This window comes from Leptospira wolffii serovar Khorat str. Khorat-H2, assembly GCF_000306115.2.
Lineage (GTDB): Bacteria > Spirochaetota > Leptospiria > Leptospirales > Leptospiraceae > Leptospira_B > Leptospira_B wolffii.
In genome coordinates this window covers 114,602-132,083 of the sequence record NZ_AKWX02000007.1, presented here as the reverse complement: position 1 = coordinate 132,083, position 17,482 = coordinate 114,602, and the positions used below count along the sequence as shown (strand labels likewise).

The following is a 17,482-nucleotide window of genomic DNA, read 5'->3' as shown; positions in this document are numbered from 1 at the left end:
CGATTCTTAGACCAGTAAATTTGCGAGTGCTTACTTTGAAAACGATCTTTTTGGGGTAAGGCGGCGGAGAAGACCTAGATTTCCCTTATAATTCCCTCCAAAGGGAAAAGAAGTCGGAGAAAGACGAACCGGAAGACCGGAACCTGGGAGAAGAACCCCCCACCGAATCTAAATCGCTTTCGGAATTCCGGTCCGGAGGGCTAACGACAACAGCGACTGGACTCTTCTCGGAATTGCTGCCTTTTATAAAGCTCCCAGGCACAACGACTTATATCCGGTGTCTCAAACGGGAATCCATCGGTATCGATTTTCTTTCTTTTATCGTCGTTGAGAGCCTCCATGACTTCTTCATCCGAATCGATTCCGTTCAAATCGGATGTTATGAACAGCTGGGGCCTTCCCTTATCGTACTTATCGAATCTATCCCGATGGACGTATCTTTTCAGGAAGAATTCACGACCTCCCAAATTCACCGAATACGTATATTCTGCGATTTTTAATAACGGCTTCTCTCTGAAATCCTTGGAATCCGTGCCGGAAAAGATGAATTTTACGTTTTTATCCTTTTCGCTAAACACCACGCAAAGTTCCGGATGATCTTCCGTTTTATTATAATGGAGAGCCTGTTTGAGATCCCTCTCGACGATTTGATCTCCGTTGTTCCCCACAATATAGGCTTCGTCCGGATTCACGACGGCTTTCCATTCCTGGGATCGAAATAGATTTCGAATCGGCTTTCCGACCGATTTGCAAGTGAATAATCCCAAACAAAGAATAAGAACCGCAAACTTGATAGAAAACATTGGCTCCTCCCAAAACGGGTTATAAGAAATTCGTACTGCTCCAATGAGTCAAAGGCAAATTCGATTTTAGGCAAATTTAGAAGACGGAGGCCGAGGTGATACTCGATAACGTGAAAAATTAGAATCGAGATCTCGGTATATCCGAGAAGAAAGCCTGTCTCCTCCGTCTAACTACCTATGACAACGGAATCCAAAGGAACCAAAGCCCTTCTCTGGCTCGTGGCTTGCGGTTTTTTCATGCAAACCTTGGATAGCACGATCGTCAACACCGCTCTCCCCGCCATTGCCAAGAGCCTGGATACGAGCCCGTTAAAAATGCAATCCGTGGTAGTGGCCTACCTTCTCACCATGGCAATGATCATCCCTGCCTCCGCCTGGATCTCGGATAAATTCGGAGTCCGGCGGGTCTTTATAGGAGCGCTTGCCTTATTCGTAATAGGCTCCTTGTTTTGCGCAGCCTCTCAGAATCTAACCCAATTGATTCTGTCCCGCATCGTCCAAGGGATGGGCGGAGCCCTACTTCTCCCCGTGGGACGATTGGCCTTACTTCGATCCGTTCCCCACGATCAGTTCCTACAGGCCATCAGCTTTGTGGCCATTCCCGGACTCATAGGGCCGCTTATCGGCCCGGTGTTAGGAGGCTGGCTATCCGAATCGGCTTCCTGGCATTGGATTTTTCTAATAAATCTTCCTGTGGGGGCGGTGGGAATCCTGGCCGCCATTCTATATATGAAAAGCGATTCTCCAAGAGAAGCTTTCCGATTCGACGCAATCGGATACGCGTTACTCGCCTTCGGCATGGTCGCATTTTCCATGGCCTTGGATGCCGGATATAGCATGGGTCTCAAAAGAGCGGGGGTGCTGCTCTTACTCGTTTTCGGACTATCCAGTCTTACGGCATATTGGATCCATGCGGCTCGTTCTCCCCGCCCTCTTTTTTCTCCCAAGATATTTTCCGTACCTACGCTGAGCATCGGATTATTAGGAAACCTTTTTTCCAGATTAGGAAGTTCGAGCATGCCCTTTCTGGTTCCTCTTTTCCTACAGGTGAATATGGGTTATTCTCCTTTCCGAGCGGGACTCATGCTACTTCCCATGGCGATCGCGGGGATAGGGATCAAACGATTCGCTCCATTATTGATTTATAAATTAGGATATAGAAACGTCCTGGTTCTGAATACGCTCCTAATAGGGACTTCTATGAGCAGTTTTTTCTGGATCGATTCCTCCGGAAACTGGTGGTTTCTTTCGGTCCAGCTATTCTGCTTCGGTGCCGTCAATTCCCTGCAATTCACGGCCATGAACACCCTCACCCTAAAGGACCTGGAGGACGATTTCACGAGCAGTGGAAACACCATGCTCTCTATGGTGCAAATGTTAGCGATGGGGATGGGAGTAGCTTTAGCCGCCGGAGTTCTGGAAGCGTTTACGGATCTATTCGGAAACGAGAATATGATCCTCGCGTTCAAGGGAACCTTCGCCTGCATGGGACTCGTCACACTCTCCTCCAGCATGATCTTCTGGCAATTGAGAAAAGAGGACGGAAGAATCGTCCACATCAAGGATTCCCTGGTGGACTAATCCGCAAAGGCACTTCAGAAATACAGGAATTACTAATTATTGAAATATTAATTCTTCGTTTATTATTCTTTACTCGGATATGAGAAGAATCCCAAAATATTCCCTTTTCGCAGGAAATATCCTTGCCGGAAGCTCCCTTTCTGACGAATCTTTCCCGGAATCAGGGACGGGAAATATACCGGTCGCAAATACCTTTTCTCTGAAATGCGATTTGTGAACCCGAAACTGAAAGGGAAAAAATGAAAAACAGCGGCGCCTATAAGATAAACAGAATTAGATTCAGTCTGGGATCCTTCTTCTTCCTGGCCATCCTTGCCTCTTTCAAAGTTTATTCCGTTCTCGTCTTCTCCATCACGATCGCAACCGTGGCCATGATTCTCGTATTCGCGATCCTACAGCATATTCTGCTCAAAATGGGTTCCATCGGAGAGAAATACGCTCCATTCTTCCTATTCACGGACGCGACATTGGTCGGTTTCATGTTAGTCTCCAGCATATTCTCTGGACCGGAAGTGGGAGCATTAGCGATCAAAAACGGAATCAATTATATTACTATTTTCTTTTTCTTGATGTATTCCGGATTCTTAGCCTCCAGAAAAATCACGATTTCTCTCGGAATATATTCCGCATTCGTATACGCGATAGCCTTGGTTCTCGCCTCTCAAATGGGCATAGGCTTCGTAAGAAAGAATACGGAGACCGGTGTTATCACTAACTTAAGTATCCAGACAGAATTCTTCAAAGTCGCGTTCTTATTTTTAGGATCCATGGTCACGGGATCCATCGTAAATCTACTCAAGGAAACGAGCGCCGACGCTGAAAAAGCGAAAGAAGCTGCGAAGAACGCGGAGTTGACCGAGTCCAGAAAAAAGCAAATGGAATCCATAGCTAAGAAACTTCTGCATTCCGCGGAATCCTTACAAAAATTCGGAGAAGGATTGAACCACCAAGTCCAAACACAAGCGGTCTCCATCCAAGAGATCAGCTCCTCCCTTGTGGAACTCAATAGAAATATAGAAAATTCCACATCGCTCGTGTTGGATCAGAATAGAAAGATCGAGGAGTTGAATCACGAAAGCGATTCCTTGGAAAAAATCCTGCACCAGACCTCCTTGAATACGGAGAATATCACGAGCCGCGTCAGAAAATCCTCCGAATACTCCAAACAAGTCAACGAGTCCGTGGAAAAACTCAAACTCTCCCTGGAAGATGTGAAGCAATCCTTCCGCAAAGTGGAGGAAGTGAATGCAATCATGAAAGAAATCGCGGATAGAACCAATCTGCTGGCCCTGAACGCTTCCATAGAATCCGCCAGAGCGGGAGAACACGGAAGAGGTTTCTCCGTAGTGGCGACAGAAGTAAGCAAATTAGCCGAAAGCTCCGCGCAAAACGCGTCGGTGATTTCCAAAACGATTGCAAATTCCGCAAAAGCCCTCCAATCGGGAGATAGCAGCGCCATAGAAGTTGCAGAAAAAGTGATATTCCAATCCAACGAATTGGGTAGCATAGACGAGAATGCGTTCAGCCTAAAAACCCAAATCGAAAAGCAGAACGATCTGAATTCCAGGATGCTTGTAGCCTTAAAAAATCTATCGGAAATCTCCTCCAGATTGGAGGACGTAGCCAAGGGTCAAAGGGAAAGGAACCAGGAAGTAACCCATGCAATGCACGTGATAGACGGTTCCATTCTACAAATTGCGGAAAACACGAAAGAATTGCAGGTTCAAATAGAGGCGTTGACCCGAGAAGCGAACGAGTTGAATTAGAAATCTCCCCTCGAACGGCGGGAGTCCTCGCTAAATATTAATTTTTACGAATGGATAGGATCGGATTCAAAAATAAATCCGAAAGAATTTTTCTTTGGCTGGAATCCGGTATCCTAGAGAGAAGTTGGTCCATCTTTCCCTTTAAAAGAACGAAATCCGGGTATTCGTCCATTACGCGAAGAATATGAGGCCAAGCCTTCTTTACCAATTCGGATACGGCAGGACTAGCGGTTCTGGCCTTGTTCCAGGAAGCTTCCAACTGGATACGAATCCTGAAATAATCCCGCCCTAATTCCAAAACCTTTCTCAGTCTGGATTCGGAGAGTCCCGTTCGGGAACCCAATTGTCCGAGAGCTCCGTCCCATTCCACCACTTCTCCCTTGGATTCTTTCAGAAGAAAGGCTTGCAGTTGGACTAACGCGTTTTCCTCCACAGGAAGAGATGCGACCCAACGTTTGTATTCGTCCAGTTGTCCGCCTTTCTGGTAGGCGCGGACCTTATTTACCTGGTCCATATATTTAGAAAATGGAATATTAACCGGAGGTTCTACAGGAGCAGGAGAATCGTCGAAACCGAAATCCCCGTCGAAATGCAGATCGTCCACATCGGAAAGAATCTCATCTCCCACTTGTACGGGGGTATCGTCCTCTTCCAATTCTTCCGCTTGAAGGATCAAGGGTTTGCCGGAGAACAACTCGCCGTATTTGGCCAGGATCTCGGAAAGAATCGGAGTCTCCGGTCCTTTCCTAACGGGAGCGGCGACCGGCTTGGCGGCGACGGCAGCCTGTTGCCCTTCTCTTGCGGCCTCCGCAAGTCCTTGTGCCTCTCTTTTTTTCCCGGTGGCGATTTCCACCAGATAGATGATACCTTCTTCTTGTTCGAACCTATGGCCTTCCGGGAACTTGAAACCAAGGCCGTCCAAAATCTCTTCCGTGATCTTAGCGAACTTCTTCTTTCTAGGAGTGCTTTCGAGAGCGGATTCCTGCTCGATGAGCTTGGACTTAACCTTATTCAAGGCCCCCAGAAAATTCCGATTCATGTAGGAAGAGAGTTCCTGCGCGCTAATCCCTAGAAACTGCGCGAATTGGGGGAGCTGATCGAAGAAATGATCCGTTTTCTGGATATTCGAGGAAATATAAGAACGGATTTTGGACTTAAGAGCCTCTTGGTCCTTTGGGGAAATCTTTTTAGCGGAGATCAGAGTCCCGAAGAGCTGGATATGAGTATGATAATAACTTAAAAATTCTCCGTAGGGAGTTAGAACATTCTCCCCGTGAGCGTTTCTTTCGATGACCTTTTTCTCTGGGCCAGCCATAATCCGGATTTGCGGTCAAGTTTTTCCAACCGTAGACCGGAACACAAGACAATTAATCCCGCTCAGCCTCGGCGAGAAAGGCTTTCTTCGCTGGGATTTCCGCTGATGATCCTGTATCGCAAGAAAGTATTACAGGTAGCCTCTTCGGAATAGCGGACCAAATCGTAGTCGGGACGAGGAGATCTAAAAAAAGAAGAATGAGCCAAACGTTCCGAGACTTCCTTGCGTATATGAGCTCTCGCTTCGTTTCTGCGATTATAAACCGAAGGAACTACGATATCGTTTTTGTAGGAAAGGATATTATTTCTATAGATAGCGACGGTTAAACGGATGCGATACGATTTGTCCTCGAGTTGGCTTTTGCTTTCCAAGAATTCCATATCTTCGTCTCTGGGGGAATCGAAGCCCGATTCCTATAACCCAAGTATCGGCCCTCGGCCCCCCGGATCTAAAATTGAGAGTTAGGAAATTTTTTCCTTTGGGAAATTTTCCTTTCAGCCGACAAGAACCGCTCCAATACAAAAAGGAAATGAGACCGAATATCCTAAAATCGGTCCCTTAGAATAGGGCGACCGGAAAGGAGAATCTATGCAAACCGTCGGAATTGGCAAAAAAGATTTCCTGATCCGAATTACCGATACATAATGTTCCTGAATTCAGACCGGCTCCCAAAGAAAGCCTCTTCTTCTCCGCAAAGCCGGAATCCCTTTGGACAAGGTCCATCCCGGTGTTCCCGGCATTTATATCCACGGAATATAAATTGCCCGCCAGATCCGTGCCGATTTGTAAATGAGGCAAATTAGGACCGTCTGCCAACGGAAGCCAACTAGTCGTTTGCAGATCGAATTTAGCGACCGCTGTAAAGGAACTGCTATCCTCGTTGAAGCCTTCCGAGAAGGAGAAAAGATTCCCCGCCCCGTCCGTTTCCAACTCCAAGGTATCTAGTAGGAAATATTTTCGGAAAGTGAAGTCGGGATAATTTTCGACCCCTCCTCCGGGAAGAATGGAACCTATATAGATGAACGTATCCGTATCCCCATATCCTAAAACATCATTGTATACGGTTCCGCTCGATACGGCTATATTCGTGGTTCCAAGTCCCACATCGGACTGAAATGCACCTGTCTGCGAGGAAGCCAGATCCGTTTTGATTTTGGAAAGCACGGCGACTCCGGAAGCGCTCGTTGCGGAAACGTATAACGTATCCTTATCAATCTCCATATCTTTTCCGGAGATCGTCGTTCCGGAAAAATTGGGCAGTGCGACACTAGCTAGATGAGCCCCATTCGGATTATGCTTAGAGATGGAATTCGAATGCAATACGTAAAGGTTTCCGCCTCCGTCTCTTACCATACGAATAGGAGAGGAGGATTTAGCCACTTCTCCGCAACTTAGAAACAAAGGCGCGGGACAGGAATAAACGGTTCCGTTGCTACTATCCGTAACAAGAATACCTAATGTATTCGGATCCAAGGCGATTCCGCTGACTCGATGCGAATTGGTGGTTTGACCGTCCGGATTGAATTGGAAGATCGCGGCACCTTGTGTGATACCGCTATGAAATCTGGTAACGTTAGGACCGTAATCCGCACCGAAGGTATTAGAATGGGTCACGACAAGAATTTGAACTCCGCTCATAGCGATGTCCACGATGGTTCCGATCTGGATATTTTTGGAGATTACGAAATCCAATTGGTCCCCATTGATATCGTATTGGACCAAATCGAAATTGGACGAGTCCGCGATTAGAATGGAAGTATCCCCAGGAGGAATATAAATCGCCTTAGGTTGTTGATTTCCCGGTAAATCCCAGGTCTTGAGCAATGTTCCGCTCGAGCTCAATTTAAAAATTCGATCCGTTCCGGTGGAAAAATTCGATTCGCTTACATAAAGGTTTCCGGTGGAATCGATAGCCAGATCCGTAGGAACGGAATCGGCGGGAAGAGTCGCAATCAGAGTAGCCTCGCAGTCGGAACGAAGTTTATAAATCTGGGAAGAAGAATTAAGCGCGTAAGCGCTCCCGGCCCCGTCCACAACAATGGAGAGTGACGCAATTCCGTTCCATACTCCGACTAAATCCCGGTTTCGATTCAATAGATTGATTTTACTCCCATTTCCTACGTATAAAAAATCCCCGAAGGCCGCGACGGAACTCAAATTGGAATTAAAAGCTCCTTTAAACCTCGCTATCATGGAAGAAACGATTCCGGAAGGATTCAATTTTGCAGCGCAACCGGATGAAGAAGCGCGCCACCCGGTATCATAAGAACTCAAAGAAGAAATTCCGTCGTCCAAAACGGATTGGATCGAGTATTGATAGGACTTGCCGGATTCGGAAGTCGCATCCGTGAAATTGGAATTGTCGTTAGTCCCGATTTGCTGGAAATCGGCCTGCCCGGACAATCTACGAAAGATACGATAGCTCGCTCCCGCGATAGGCTCCCATTCCAATTGGACCTTATCTGCATAAGCGGCGTCCGTCGCCTTTACCCAAGAAGGGGCTCCCGATGAGCCCGGGTTTCCGGGATTCGTGCCCCCTCCCCCTAAAAGGGCCACGATGGGACTCAACCCTCCTCCCTCCGAGGAGCAATTTGCTAAAGATAAGAATATGAAAAAAATAAATAACGAAACTCTAACGGATCCCATTCCATTCCCTAAATGACTTTAGTCGGATTCATTACTTTCGCATATCGTTTCCTTGGTGAAATAGGAAACCTACTTTCAATCTATCCCGAAATACCGGGAAAAAATGTCCACGAATCGCGAGACTATCCTGCGGGTTTCGGAATGGACACTACATATCCGGGAGCGAAATTACGTTACACTAAGCTCGTCGGATAAATCTCGAAATCTACCCGCACTACAATCGATTTCCGATTCTTTTCGCATTTTTTGTACCAGAAATCCTTAATTTTCAAAAAGGAAATTTCCCGAAAACATTATGTATGCCGTAAAGAATCATTTCTTACCAAAACTATTTCCGTATCGACTTTCTACCAAGGTCGGTTTTTTGATAAAAATAGCGATCGGATCAAACGGTAGTTAGGTGATATCCTTTTCGATTCCGAATTATTTTCTTCAAAAATTCCGGATCTGTAAAGCGTTTCAGCGTTAGCTCGCGGGTATTTGCTTGGATACCAAAGCAATCGGAATGGAATTCCGCTCAGTAAATGCAGCGAGTCGTCCTTGTATTCATGTTAGATTCTTAGCTTTACCTACGTAAGAATTCGACGATCCAGCTGACAGGCCAACCCCTTTGATACCAAAGAAGATTGCAGAATACTAACAAGGCGAAGAGAAACCAGTGAAGCAACCCGAATCCTTGGATTCGCCCTTGCCCTTTTATCATCCTGACACCCAAGTAAGTGAAAACGGAAATATCGGACAGATCCAAAATTACTCCGTAAAAGATAAAGGTGAAAAAGGTGGTTTGGACTAGAGAACTCGAGTCTGCCACTCCTGCTCCGGAATCTGTGACCTGCAATAGAATAGGAACCGTATGCAATAAAATGCAGATGAAAATCCATAGGCCGCATCTATCCTTCATTGCTGATCTCCCATATCCTAAACGGTTTCCAGAAACTTCCCTTCTCGGAATCTATCGAAATCCTGGAGGAAAAAGGCCAGAAGGTTCGGATTTTTTCCGAAAAATCGTACATGACAAGGGTTCCGCCCGGCTCTAAATAGGAGTAGAAAGCCATGAACTTCCGTTATAACCATTCCCCCTTTTCCTACCAACGACGTAAGACCAGAGAAGTAAAGGTCGGAGACGTGGGTATCGGCGGGGACAACCCGATCCGTATCCAATCCATGATCACGGCGGACACGAGGGATACGGAAAATTCTGTGCGACAAATTCTGGAATTGGAAGAGACCGGCTGCGAGATCGTTAGACTCACGGTTCCTTCCCAACCCGACGCGGATAACCTGCCCAATATTAGAAAAGAATTAAAGAGATTGGGAAGCAAAGTGCCCTTAGTAGCCGATATCCATTTCACTCCGAGCGTAGCGATGAAAGCGGTCGAGTGGGTAGAAAAGGTGCGGATCAATCCGGGAAACTTCGCAGATAAAAAGAAGTTCGCTGTCCGAGATTATACGGATTCCGAATACAAGGAAGAGATGGAGAGAATCGCGGAAGTCTTCTCTCCCCTGGTGCTCCGCTGCAAGGAACTCGGAGTATCGATGAGAATCGGAACCAATCACGGTTCCCTATCCGATCGCATCATGAATCGTTACGGCGATACTCCCCAAGGAATGGTGGAATCCGCGATTGAATTTATTCGTATCGCCGAAAGCCTTTCTTACAAAGACATCATAGTAAGCATGAAGGCTTCGAATCCCCAGGTGATGGTGCAAGCCTATCGCCTTCTATGCAGTCGTTTTCTGGAATTGCAGATGGATTACCCTTTGCACTTAGGAGTCACCGAAGCGGGAGACGGCAAAGACGGGAGGATCAAATCCGCAATCGGAATCGGATCCTTGCTGGAAGACGGTCTCGGAGATACGATCCGGGTCTCCCTCACGGAAGATCCGATCCATGAGATTCCGGTAGCGAAGCTTCTCGCGGACAAATACAATCGAATCCGATTCCCCGAATCGGCGGTGCAGGGATATTCCGAATTTAGAAATCCTTATTCTTATCAAAGATTCTATAGTCGCGCCCAGCAAGTAGCGAATCTTGCATTAGGCGATACACAGCCGGTTCGAGTAGAGTCCTATCTTCCTTTCGAATCCGAAAGCCAATTCTCCCAAGCGTTGAATTCGCTTCGAAATTACGCCAAGCTCCGTTCTTTGGATTTGGAGATGGTATCCGTAGCTCTTCCTTCGGACCAGATTCTCCGAGAAGAATGTCTGAACGCGTCCAAATCTTCTCCCGTCGCCATGGGAGTGATCGTAGAACAAAACGAATTACTCATGGAACCCGTGTTGGAAGATCTCCTGCCTTTTCCTAAAGTGACGATAGATCCTTTTCACCATTTCCAAAACGGAGACGATCTGATCGCTTTTCTTTCCAAGAGAGAAGGAAGAGGGCTCACGGAACTCAGCGTGCAATCCTACCAACTGGAAAGCCTGAAAGGTCTTCCGGAACTATTCAAAGAGGCCGGAATAGAATCCGTCGCATTCTCCGTTCAGACTCCTCATATTCTCCACGACTACAGAAAGTTAGCGAGAATCCTGAGCGATTTCGATTATCCGATCGTTCTATTTGCGGAGTATTCGGATTCCCAGCAAGCACTGTACGAGTCTTCGATCGGGATCGGCGGGATGCTTGTGGACGGCATAGGAGATCTGGTAAGAATTAGAATCCTAGATAGCGATCCGGAGCAGGTATTGCAATTAGGTTTCGATATTCTCCAGGCAACCCGACTTCGTCTTACAAAAACAGAATATATCTCCTGCCCTTCCTGCGGAAGGACCCTCTTCGACTTACAGACCACCACAGCAAGGATCAAAGAAAAGACCGGACATTTGAAAGGAGTCAAGATCGCAGTCATGGGTTGTATCGTAAACGGCCCCGGCGAGATGGCGGATGCGGACTTCGGTTATGTCGGCGCGGGCCCCGGAAAGGTTCATCTCTACAAGGGAAAGGAAATCGTGGTGAAAAATGTGCCTTACGAGGAAGCGGATGAAAAGCTGGTCCAGCTCATCAAGGACTCCGGAATGTGGGCGGAACGGGAATCAGTAGGAAGTATCGGTTAACGGAACCGTTCCCGAATTTCAGTAGCAAATACACATAACGGGTACACTTATATTGCAAAGCCCGCTTCCGCTGGAAGTTCCGATCCAATCCGTACTCGTCGAATCGGACCGACCCAGCTTTCCGCTATAGGAACTAGAGCCCGAGGTTCCGAAATTGCATGTCAAAGAATCGGTTCCCGAATAAATCTGCCCGTCCCATTGGCTAAAACTCCACCATACGGTCCCGCTGGCAATACCGGCGCTCTGCAAGGAAACCGGAAGAGACCCATCCAGTAAGTCCGCCCAATTTTCCGCAATCTTGGTTCCGGACTTACTCGTTATGGCACGATCAGTAGGAACATCATGAACGATAGGCATGTCTCGGATCTCGTCGTTCGTATCTATGCTCACGAGCGCTTTATAATAATTGCACATACCAAGAAGAGAGGAAGGTCGATTTTCAAAGCAATTCATATCGGCTCCCCATCTACCGCCGAGCAACGAATCGGCAAAAGCTCCGGTAGTGGAGCCTCCTTGGTATATATAAATCACAGCAGAGGGAGTAGGATCCGCTTCTCCTCCTGGATCGGTGGTCCCGGAAGATCCTCTGGAGGGATTCGATTTTTCCATTTGCATGAGTAGTAACAGATTTTTAGCCAGGTTGCTATCCGTGCCGCCACAGGCTTGTAGGAACATGTATAATGGCAGTAGAAACGAAATTGGCCTGGTAAGGAAATGGCTCATTTGAGTGGGCGCCTATCGGAATTTACGTAAAGAGTTCGACTCCGGTGGGAAAACTCAAGGAATTTATCGAAACGATCCCCGAGTCCGATATGCGTTAGACCACGGTCCGATCTAAAGAACGAATTCTAAAATTTTAAATTTCTATTTGTTGATATATCTCATCGTGGCTTGCGACCGAAGGAATGCTTCGATCGCAAGATAGGTTCGATTATTTGCGCCAAGGAAAAAGAGCTCTAAGTTCCGGGCTCCGCAAGTATAAGCCCCCCCAAAAGAAAAGAGACACATAAACGGGAAAGAGAATATGACTGAACCAAGGATTTAAAACTCTAACATGGGAAGCGATTGCCCCGCCCATATATCCGGTCAAAAGCACAGCTCCGAAGACCGACGTTTTTGGAAACGCATACAAGAGAGTACATACGATCAGAGTGGTGCCGATCCATGGTAACACACTATCAGGATAAGCGAGAATTGCTCCGGCCGCCTTCGCTTCGGGGCCCATACTATCCAGGAAAAATTTTATAATCCCATCAAATAATAGCAACGCTATGGAAATGCCGCTGAGTATTCTCCCGGTCCATAACTGCCACTTGGGAATCGATTCAGATGTCATAATCATCCTCCGATCGCAATTTCGATCGGCCGACTATTTTCCGGAAAAATAAGGAGAATGACAAGCAAAATCGCAAACCTTATCCCATTCTGGAAGGATGTTACGGTAATTCGCCCTTCCGTTGCCCACCTCACACTGGATAGATGAAATTATCATAGAAGAATAGAATATGAAAATTTCCACCTTCGGCTCAAATGATCGCTCGTATCAGGATAAATCCTTTCCTTCCGTCCGTAATGCCTCGCGAATCAAGCGAATCGCCTTCGGCCCGACTCCGTGTAGCTCCAGTAGTTCTTCTTCCTTTTTTCCGATCAGTTGATCTAGTCGCTGAATTCCGATCGAAGCCAATCCCCTCAAGGCCGGCGCAGGGATTCCTTTGGGAAATTCCGTCGGTTTCATTTTTTGCCTCCCTATGTTTTCAGATGAACTGCTCTATCCAAGCGGGTCGGAGCCAAAGAGGAAGTCTGATTCCGAAAATTTCAACCAAATTCAGTATTTTTCACCCAAATGCGCCATTATGGCATGATTCCAAGATAAAAGAACAATTGGTTTGAAATTTAATTGACTATTAGTATATTATTTACTGTCCAATAGAATATTGTTAAAGAAACGAGGACCTGTATGAAAAACGTATTGGTAACGGGAGCAAGCGGCCATCTGGGCTTCTCCTTAGTAAAACTTCTCCAAGAAAGAGGGTATAACGTAACGGCCGGAGTAAGGAATGCGAACGATTCCAAGAAAACCGCCGAGCTTCATAAACTAGGAGTAAAACTGGTAAGTGCGGACTTAAACGATCGTGAATCCTTGCGCAAGGCATTGGCCGGCCAGGACGGTCTTTTCCAAGTAGCGGCGGTATTCGATCTGAATGCGAAGAATCCGCAAAAGGATGTAATCAAGCCGAATATCGAAGGAACCAAAAACATATTAGAAGAAGCTCATGCAGCCGGAATTAAAAAGATCGTCTATACCTCCAGTATAGCCGCCGTTGGAACCGTAGGAGAAGACGAGGCCCCTTTAAACGAGTCCAGCTGGAACGACACAGCAAAGGAGCCTTATGCGATCTCCAAGACTCTTTCCGAAAAACTGGCCTGGGAACTCGCCGAAAAATTAGGACTGAACCTAGTCACCGTTTTACCGGGAACGATCTTAGGACCTCAATTCTCGCAGCCCACCTCCTCCCTGAAATTGATCCGAGACGTTTTGCAAGGACAGGTGCCTTTCGCTCCCAAGATGACTTTCTCCTATGTGGACGTAAGAGACGTAGCCCTGGCCCATCTAAACGTATACGAGAATTCTTCCGCCAAAGGGCGATACATTGCCACTGCGGAAAGTCTTTCCGTTTCCGAAGTCTGCCAGGCGATCAAGGAAATCCGACCTAAGACATTTACAACCGGGAAAGAATTACCTTCTTTTATCGTTCGAGTCATGCCTGCCCTGGATTATCTAAAGCATAAGATCACAGGCGCGGAGAGAACCGTGAACGCAAAGATCGTCCAAGACTATCTGCAGAGAAAGCAGGCATATAATTCGGACCGACTCGCTAAGGAATTCAAATGGAAACCCATGCCTGTACGAAATTCGCTGCGAGAGACGGTTGACTGGATACTCTCCGTTTGAGTATAGTTTCCAGGAAGTGGACAAGAAAAGAGCCCGCAATCCCGAGGAAAAAGAGGTCAGAAAGCGATCCATCGTGACCGCTTTGCGGACTCTCTTGGAAAAATCCAAACACCCGCTCCCCACCGCCCAAGACGTGGCAGAAGAAGCGGGGGTCACGAAAGGCGTGATTTATTTCTACTTCAAGACTAGGGAAGAAATCTTCCTTAGTCTCCACCTCAGGGAGACGGAAATTTTTTTCCAAGAAATTGCCGAAGCACTCCAAGAAAAGAATTATAGCTTAGACACGCTAAAGAAGAAGATTCTGAAGCAATTCACCCAAAACGACGTATTCATGTTTCTAGGATCCATCATTCCAGGGATTCTAGAAAGTAATGTGGATACGGATTTTCTCTACGAGTTCAAACTAAAAAGCTCCGAAGGAATGGACGCTTTAGCCCGAGCCTGGGTACAAAGAGAGCCGAGGCTGACGATCGCCGTCACAAGACAATTCATATTACGTTTTTATTTCTTAGGACTCATGCTTTGGCAACATCATAATCCTCCCAAAGAAATCAAGGAGGCCTTTGCCTCCAAAAACCTTTGGATGCTGGAGGGAGATTTGGAACATTCCTTAAGCGAATCTTTCGACTGGCTCTGGAAAGGAATGCTCCCCGGTTAAAAAACTTTTGGACACGGATTTCGAGACGGAATCCGCAACTCCCTTCCTATAGGAAGAAGACCGGACTCCGCCCTCTTATACCTTTTTACTTATCGCAGAAACCTTCCGGAGGAACCGTGCCGTTTCCTAAAGCAAGAACGCAGATCTCCTCTCTTTGAGTCGGATCCAACCGACTCCACTCCTCCTTAGCCTGCTTGGAATCGAAGGAAGTAGGAGTCCACCATGGGGGAGGAGAACTTGCTGCGGCATTTGCGGCAGCGGTCGTCAAAACCCAAAGCTTCAGAAAATTATCGAAAGCTTTATCCTGATCGTCTTTGGTATTAAAAGGGTTCAACTCGCTATCCGCGCACGAGATACTCGCAAAACTCACACTCAGCACCAAAAACATAGAAACTAAAAATCTAATCATAGAGATTCTCACTTTATTTTTTTTGAAACAAAAGATCGGCACCTCATTCTATGCAAATAAAAATCCTATAAACTAAATTAATTTTCGATAAACAATGTATTTGTAATACAAATATCCCAAATTGGATAAATGGGAGACTCTGTCCCTATTTAATCTAAAAACAAAATTGGATTTCGCTACGACCGACCGCGATCCTAAAAATATCGGCCGCATCGGAACGGATTTATATTCAAATTGGGATATATAGAAGGAGATAGAAAATTATTCCGAACGGAATGAGAAAAAAATCGGAAAAATTTGTCTTAATTTCCCGATTGAGAGATATGTTCCAATAGGATCCGTTTGATCTCCAAAATCGTAGGCATATGTTCCTGGACGGAATGATCGGATTCCACTAAAAGTTCGGATTCGGCCCCGTCGAGATGGGAGCTATCGTAAGGAACAACTGAGTCGTTGATCCATTCTAAATCTCTAAATTTCGAATTTCCGATGATGGAATGAAATTTTACTTCGGGTTTCAGATGACCAGTTACTTTCATGAAATAACTATTCGGCGAAAGGCCATCCAGACCGTAAGATTCCCGTAGATTCAAATCGTCTTTTCCGTCCGGTATTAAGGCCTTGTAAGCTTTAGCGACATTCGTAGCGAGTCCTTTAGGTAAAACGAATAAAATCCTCGCTATGGATCCCAAGATGCCTTCGGCAAGATTGGAGCCTTTATGAGGCGTAGCGATAAACACGACCCTTTTCACGAACGGCAAGGGTTGGAATTGTATGATCCGATCGAATTCCTCTCTCAGATCCGGACTTAAAGATTCGTATTTTGAAAGAGGTATATTGACCGAACGAAGCCAATCCTCTCTGGAAGTGCGTGTCACCATTAGCTTAGCGAGTAGCCCCCCCATGCTATGGCCCACGATTACCATCCGCTCGAAGGCCTTATCCTCCTTTTTCGGATCGTACACGTTTCTCAAATCCTTTAATGTATCCCTCAGATCGGCTGCGGACAAGGGCATGGGCGTTCCGGTAGGATACCAGTAGACCCAAAATTGATACTTATCCTTGATCTTAGGGTCGGCCAAAAGCTCGTTGATCATAGGAAACCAAATAAAAGGAGAAGAGGCTAAGCCGTGAACGAATACCACAGGGATCTTATTCTTTTTGTAAGGATAGATAAGATAGAGCCCCTTTCTTTCCAGCCCGGCCTCTCCGTCGAATTTCGCGAAAAATCCGTCCCTCTCTTCCGCGTTGGAAAGCATATATGCGAGAGGCGTAGTAGTATCGCTTTCCATAGGAAGATCCATACCTGCGAATTGGATTCTGTCCCTATGCACAGGGTCGTAAAGATGGATGGTCGCATTCAGATTCAGATTTCGATTTTCTAAATAAGAATCTTCTAAACTAAGAAATGCGGTTCCAGGATAGGCCTGCCCCACACCGGCTACGAATTCGTATTTTTTTCTCTCCGGAGGTTCTTTTTCGGATTCCTTACGGATTAGAATTAACGGTGTCCCGATTCCGTATTTATTGATCTGGTTATCGAAACCTTCGGTTTTATAATCGTAGGCGACTTCGACCTGCAAAAAATTCTTAGGAGTCCAAGAAGTCTCCACATCGGCACGCACCATGGTCAATGTGCCTCGGATCAATGGGAGACTTAAATCGGTTAGATTCGCAAGTTTACGATTCTTCTTGGCATGTCTCACCAATTGAGCGAGGGACCGGTTATAAGTCTCCAAGGCGAAACGAAATTCCATGGAAAAGGGATCGGGAGCTGGAAGCGCCTTTTTGTCGAATAGATACGAATAGGAATATACCAATGAAGAAGCGAAGAGTCTCGCAAACATCGGATCCTCCCCGTCCAGTTCCGAACCGGTATGATAGCAAAGCTCCGACAAATAATAGGCAAGCTCCCGGGTCCTTAGGGCTATAAACCGGTTGTCTAGGTCGTAGATGACCATTTCGGGAGATTCCAGATATTTTTCGTATAGATCGTTACTTTTCAAAAAACGAACGGTGAGTAGACTTAAATGGCGAGAGGTTACCGCATTGCTAGTCTTTGCCCGAATTTGCTCGTAACGAGCATAACTTGCGGCGGAATAAGTGGCGCATTGGATCAGTAAAGAAGCGGCCAGTAAAAGAATTATTTTTTTAGAGAGAGCTAACATTCGGATTCCCGACTTCTTTCTACGCGAATTTTTAATGTCGGTTCGATTTAAGGAAAAGTCAAGATTGAAACGAAGGCGCCGACCATTACCGAAGCACGGACTTGATCCCTTCTATAATCCACTTTGTCT

General features: G+C 46.4%; 15 protein-coding genes. 5 read left to right on the top strand and 10 right to left on the bottom strand.

All coding sequences use genetic code 11. The annotated features are described in order from the left end of the window. Nucleotides 1-200: 200 nt before the first annotated feature. Nucleotides 201-803, bottom strand: a complete 603-nt coding sequence (locus LEP1GSC061_RS04880; protein WP_016544962.1) for a hypothetical protein — start codon at nucleotides 801-803, stop codon at nucleotides 201-203. Between the two features lie 177 nt (nucleotides 804-980). On the opposite strand from LEP1GSC061_RS04880, the gene mdtD reads away from it, so the two are divergent. After that, on the top strand, nucleotides 981-2,384 hold the full coding sequence (gene mdtD, locus LEP1GSC061_RS04875) for a multidrug transporter subunit MdtD (protein ID WP_040508069.1): 1,404 nt from the start codon (nucleotides 981-983) through the stop codon (nucleotides 2,382-2,384). A 239-nt stretch (nucleotides 2,385-2,623) separates the two neighbouring features. Further along, on the top strand, nucleotides 2,624-4,150 hold the full coding sequence (locus LEP1GSC061_RS04870) for a methyl-accepting chemotaxis protein (RefSeq protein ID WP_016544424.1): 1,527 nt from the start codon (nucleotides 2,624-2,626) through the stop codon (nucleotides 4,148-4,150). Between the two features lie 37 nt (nucleotides 4,151-4,187). Here the strand turns inward: LEP1GSC061_RS04870 and LEP1GSC061_RS04865 are convergent, their stop codons facing one another. The 4 genes from LEP1GSC061_RS04865 to LEP1GSC061_RS04845 all read right to left on the bottom strand — a co-directional run bounded on the left by LEP1GSC061_RS04865 (nucleotide 4,188) and on the right by LEP1GSC061_RS04845 (nucleotide 9,012). Beyond that, a complete protein-coding gene (locus LEP1GSC061_RS04865) occupies nucleotides 4,188-5,465 on the bottom strand; it encodes a hypothetical protein (protein WP_016544612.1) in 1,278 nt (425 codons plus the stop codon). Between the two features lie 62 nt (nucleotides 5,466-5,527). Next, nucleotides 5,528-5,845, bottom strand: a complete 318-nt coding sequence (locus LEP1GSC061_RS04860) for a hypothetical protein (RefSeq protein WP_016545022.1) — start codon at nucleotides 5,843-5,845, stop codon at nucleotides 5,528-5,530. Between the two features lie 178 nt (nucleotides 5,846-6,023). Then, nucleotides 6,024-8,033, bottom strand: coding sequence for an NHL repeat-containing protein (locus tag LEP1GSC061_RS04855; RefSeq protein ID WP_156844498.1), 2,010 nt, complete (start codon nucleotides 8,031-8,033; stop codon nucleotides 6,024-6,026). A 643-nt stretch (nucleotides 8,034-8,676) separates the two neighbouring features. Further along, nucleotides 8,677-9,012, bottom strand: coding sequence for a hypothetical protein (locus tag LEP1GSC061_RS04845; protein WP_040508067.1), 336 nt, complete (start codon nucleotides 9,010-9,012; stop codon nucleotides 8,677-8,679). Between the two features lie 152 nt (nucleotides 9,013-9,164). Between LEP1GSC061_RS04845 and ispG the strand changes: the two genes are divergently transcribed. Then, nucleotides 9,165-11,165 (top strand): (E)-4-hydroxy-3-methylbut-2-enyl-diphosphate synthase, encoded by a 2,001-nt coding sequence (gene ispG, locus LEP1GSC061_RS04840; protein ID WP_016544642.1) that lies wholly within the window; start codon nucleotides 9,165-9,167, stop codon nucleotides 11,163-11,165. 18 nt (nucleotides 11,166-11,183) lie between these two features. Here ispG and LEP1GSC061_RS04835 read toward each other — a convergent pair whose 3' ends face one another. The 3 genes from LEP1GSC061_RS04835 to LEP1GSC061_RS04825 form a co-directional block, all read right to left on the bottom strand. After that, complete coding sequence (locus LEP1GSC061_RS04835) at nucleotides 11,184-11,888, bottom strand: hypothetical protein (RefSeq protein WP_156844497.1); 705 nt, start codon at nucleotides 11,886-11,888, stop codon at nucleotides 11,184-11,186. Nucleotides 11,889-12,096: 208 nt separating this feature from the next. Next, entirely contained in the window at nucleotides 12,097-12,501 is a 405-nt protein-coding gene (locus tag LEP1GSC061_RS04830; protein ID WP_040508176.1) for a DoxX family protein, read from the bottom strand. Between the two features lie 207 nt (nucleotides 12,502-12,708). Continuing rightward, nucleotides 12,709-12,900, bottom strand: a complete 192-nt coding sequence (locus LEP1GSC061_RS04825; protein WP_016544534.1) for a helix-hairpin-helix domain-containing protein — start codon at nucleotides 12,898-12,900, stop codon at nucleotides 12,709-12,711. 222 nt (nucleotides 12,901-13,122) lie between these two features. On the opposite strand from LEP1GSC061_RS04825, the gene LEP1GSC061_RS04820 reads away from it, so the two are divergent. Next, entirely contained in the window at nucleotides 13,123-14,118 is a 996-nt protein-coding gene (locus LEP1GSC061_RS04820) for an SDR family NAD(P)-dependent oxidoreductase (protein WP_016545058.1), read from the top strand. Continuing rightward, complete coding sequence (locus LEP1GSC061_RS04815; protein WP_016544992.1) at nucleotides 14,096-14,776, top strand: TetR family transcriptional regulator; 681 nt, start codon at nucleotides 14,096-14,098, stop codon at nucleotides 14,774-14,776. The genes LEP1GSC061_RS04820 and LEP1GSC061_RS04815 overlap by 23 nt, the downstream gene beginning before the upstream one ends. Before the next feature lie 85 nt (nucleotides 14,777-14,861). Here LEP1GSC061_RS04815 and LEP1GSC061_RS04810 read toward each other — a convergent pair whose 3' ends face one another. Then, complete coding sequence (locus LEP1GSC061_RS04810) at nucleotides 14,862-15,110, bottom strand: hypothetical protein (RefSeq protein ID WP_016544998.1); 249 nt, start codon at nucleotides 15,108-15,110, stop codon at nucleotides 14,862-14,864. Between the two features lie 377 nt (nucleotides 15,111-15,487). Continuing rightward, nucleotides 15,488-17,353 carry an esterase/lipase family protein gene (locus LEP1GSC061_RS04805; RefSeq protein WP_016544282.1) on the bottom strand — a complete coding sequence of 622 codons (1,866 nt, stop codon included), beginning with the start codon at nucleotides 17,351-17,353 and terminating at the stop codon, nucleotides 15,488-15,490. Between the last annotated feature and the right edge of the window lie 129 nt (nucleotides 17,354-17,482).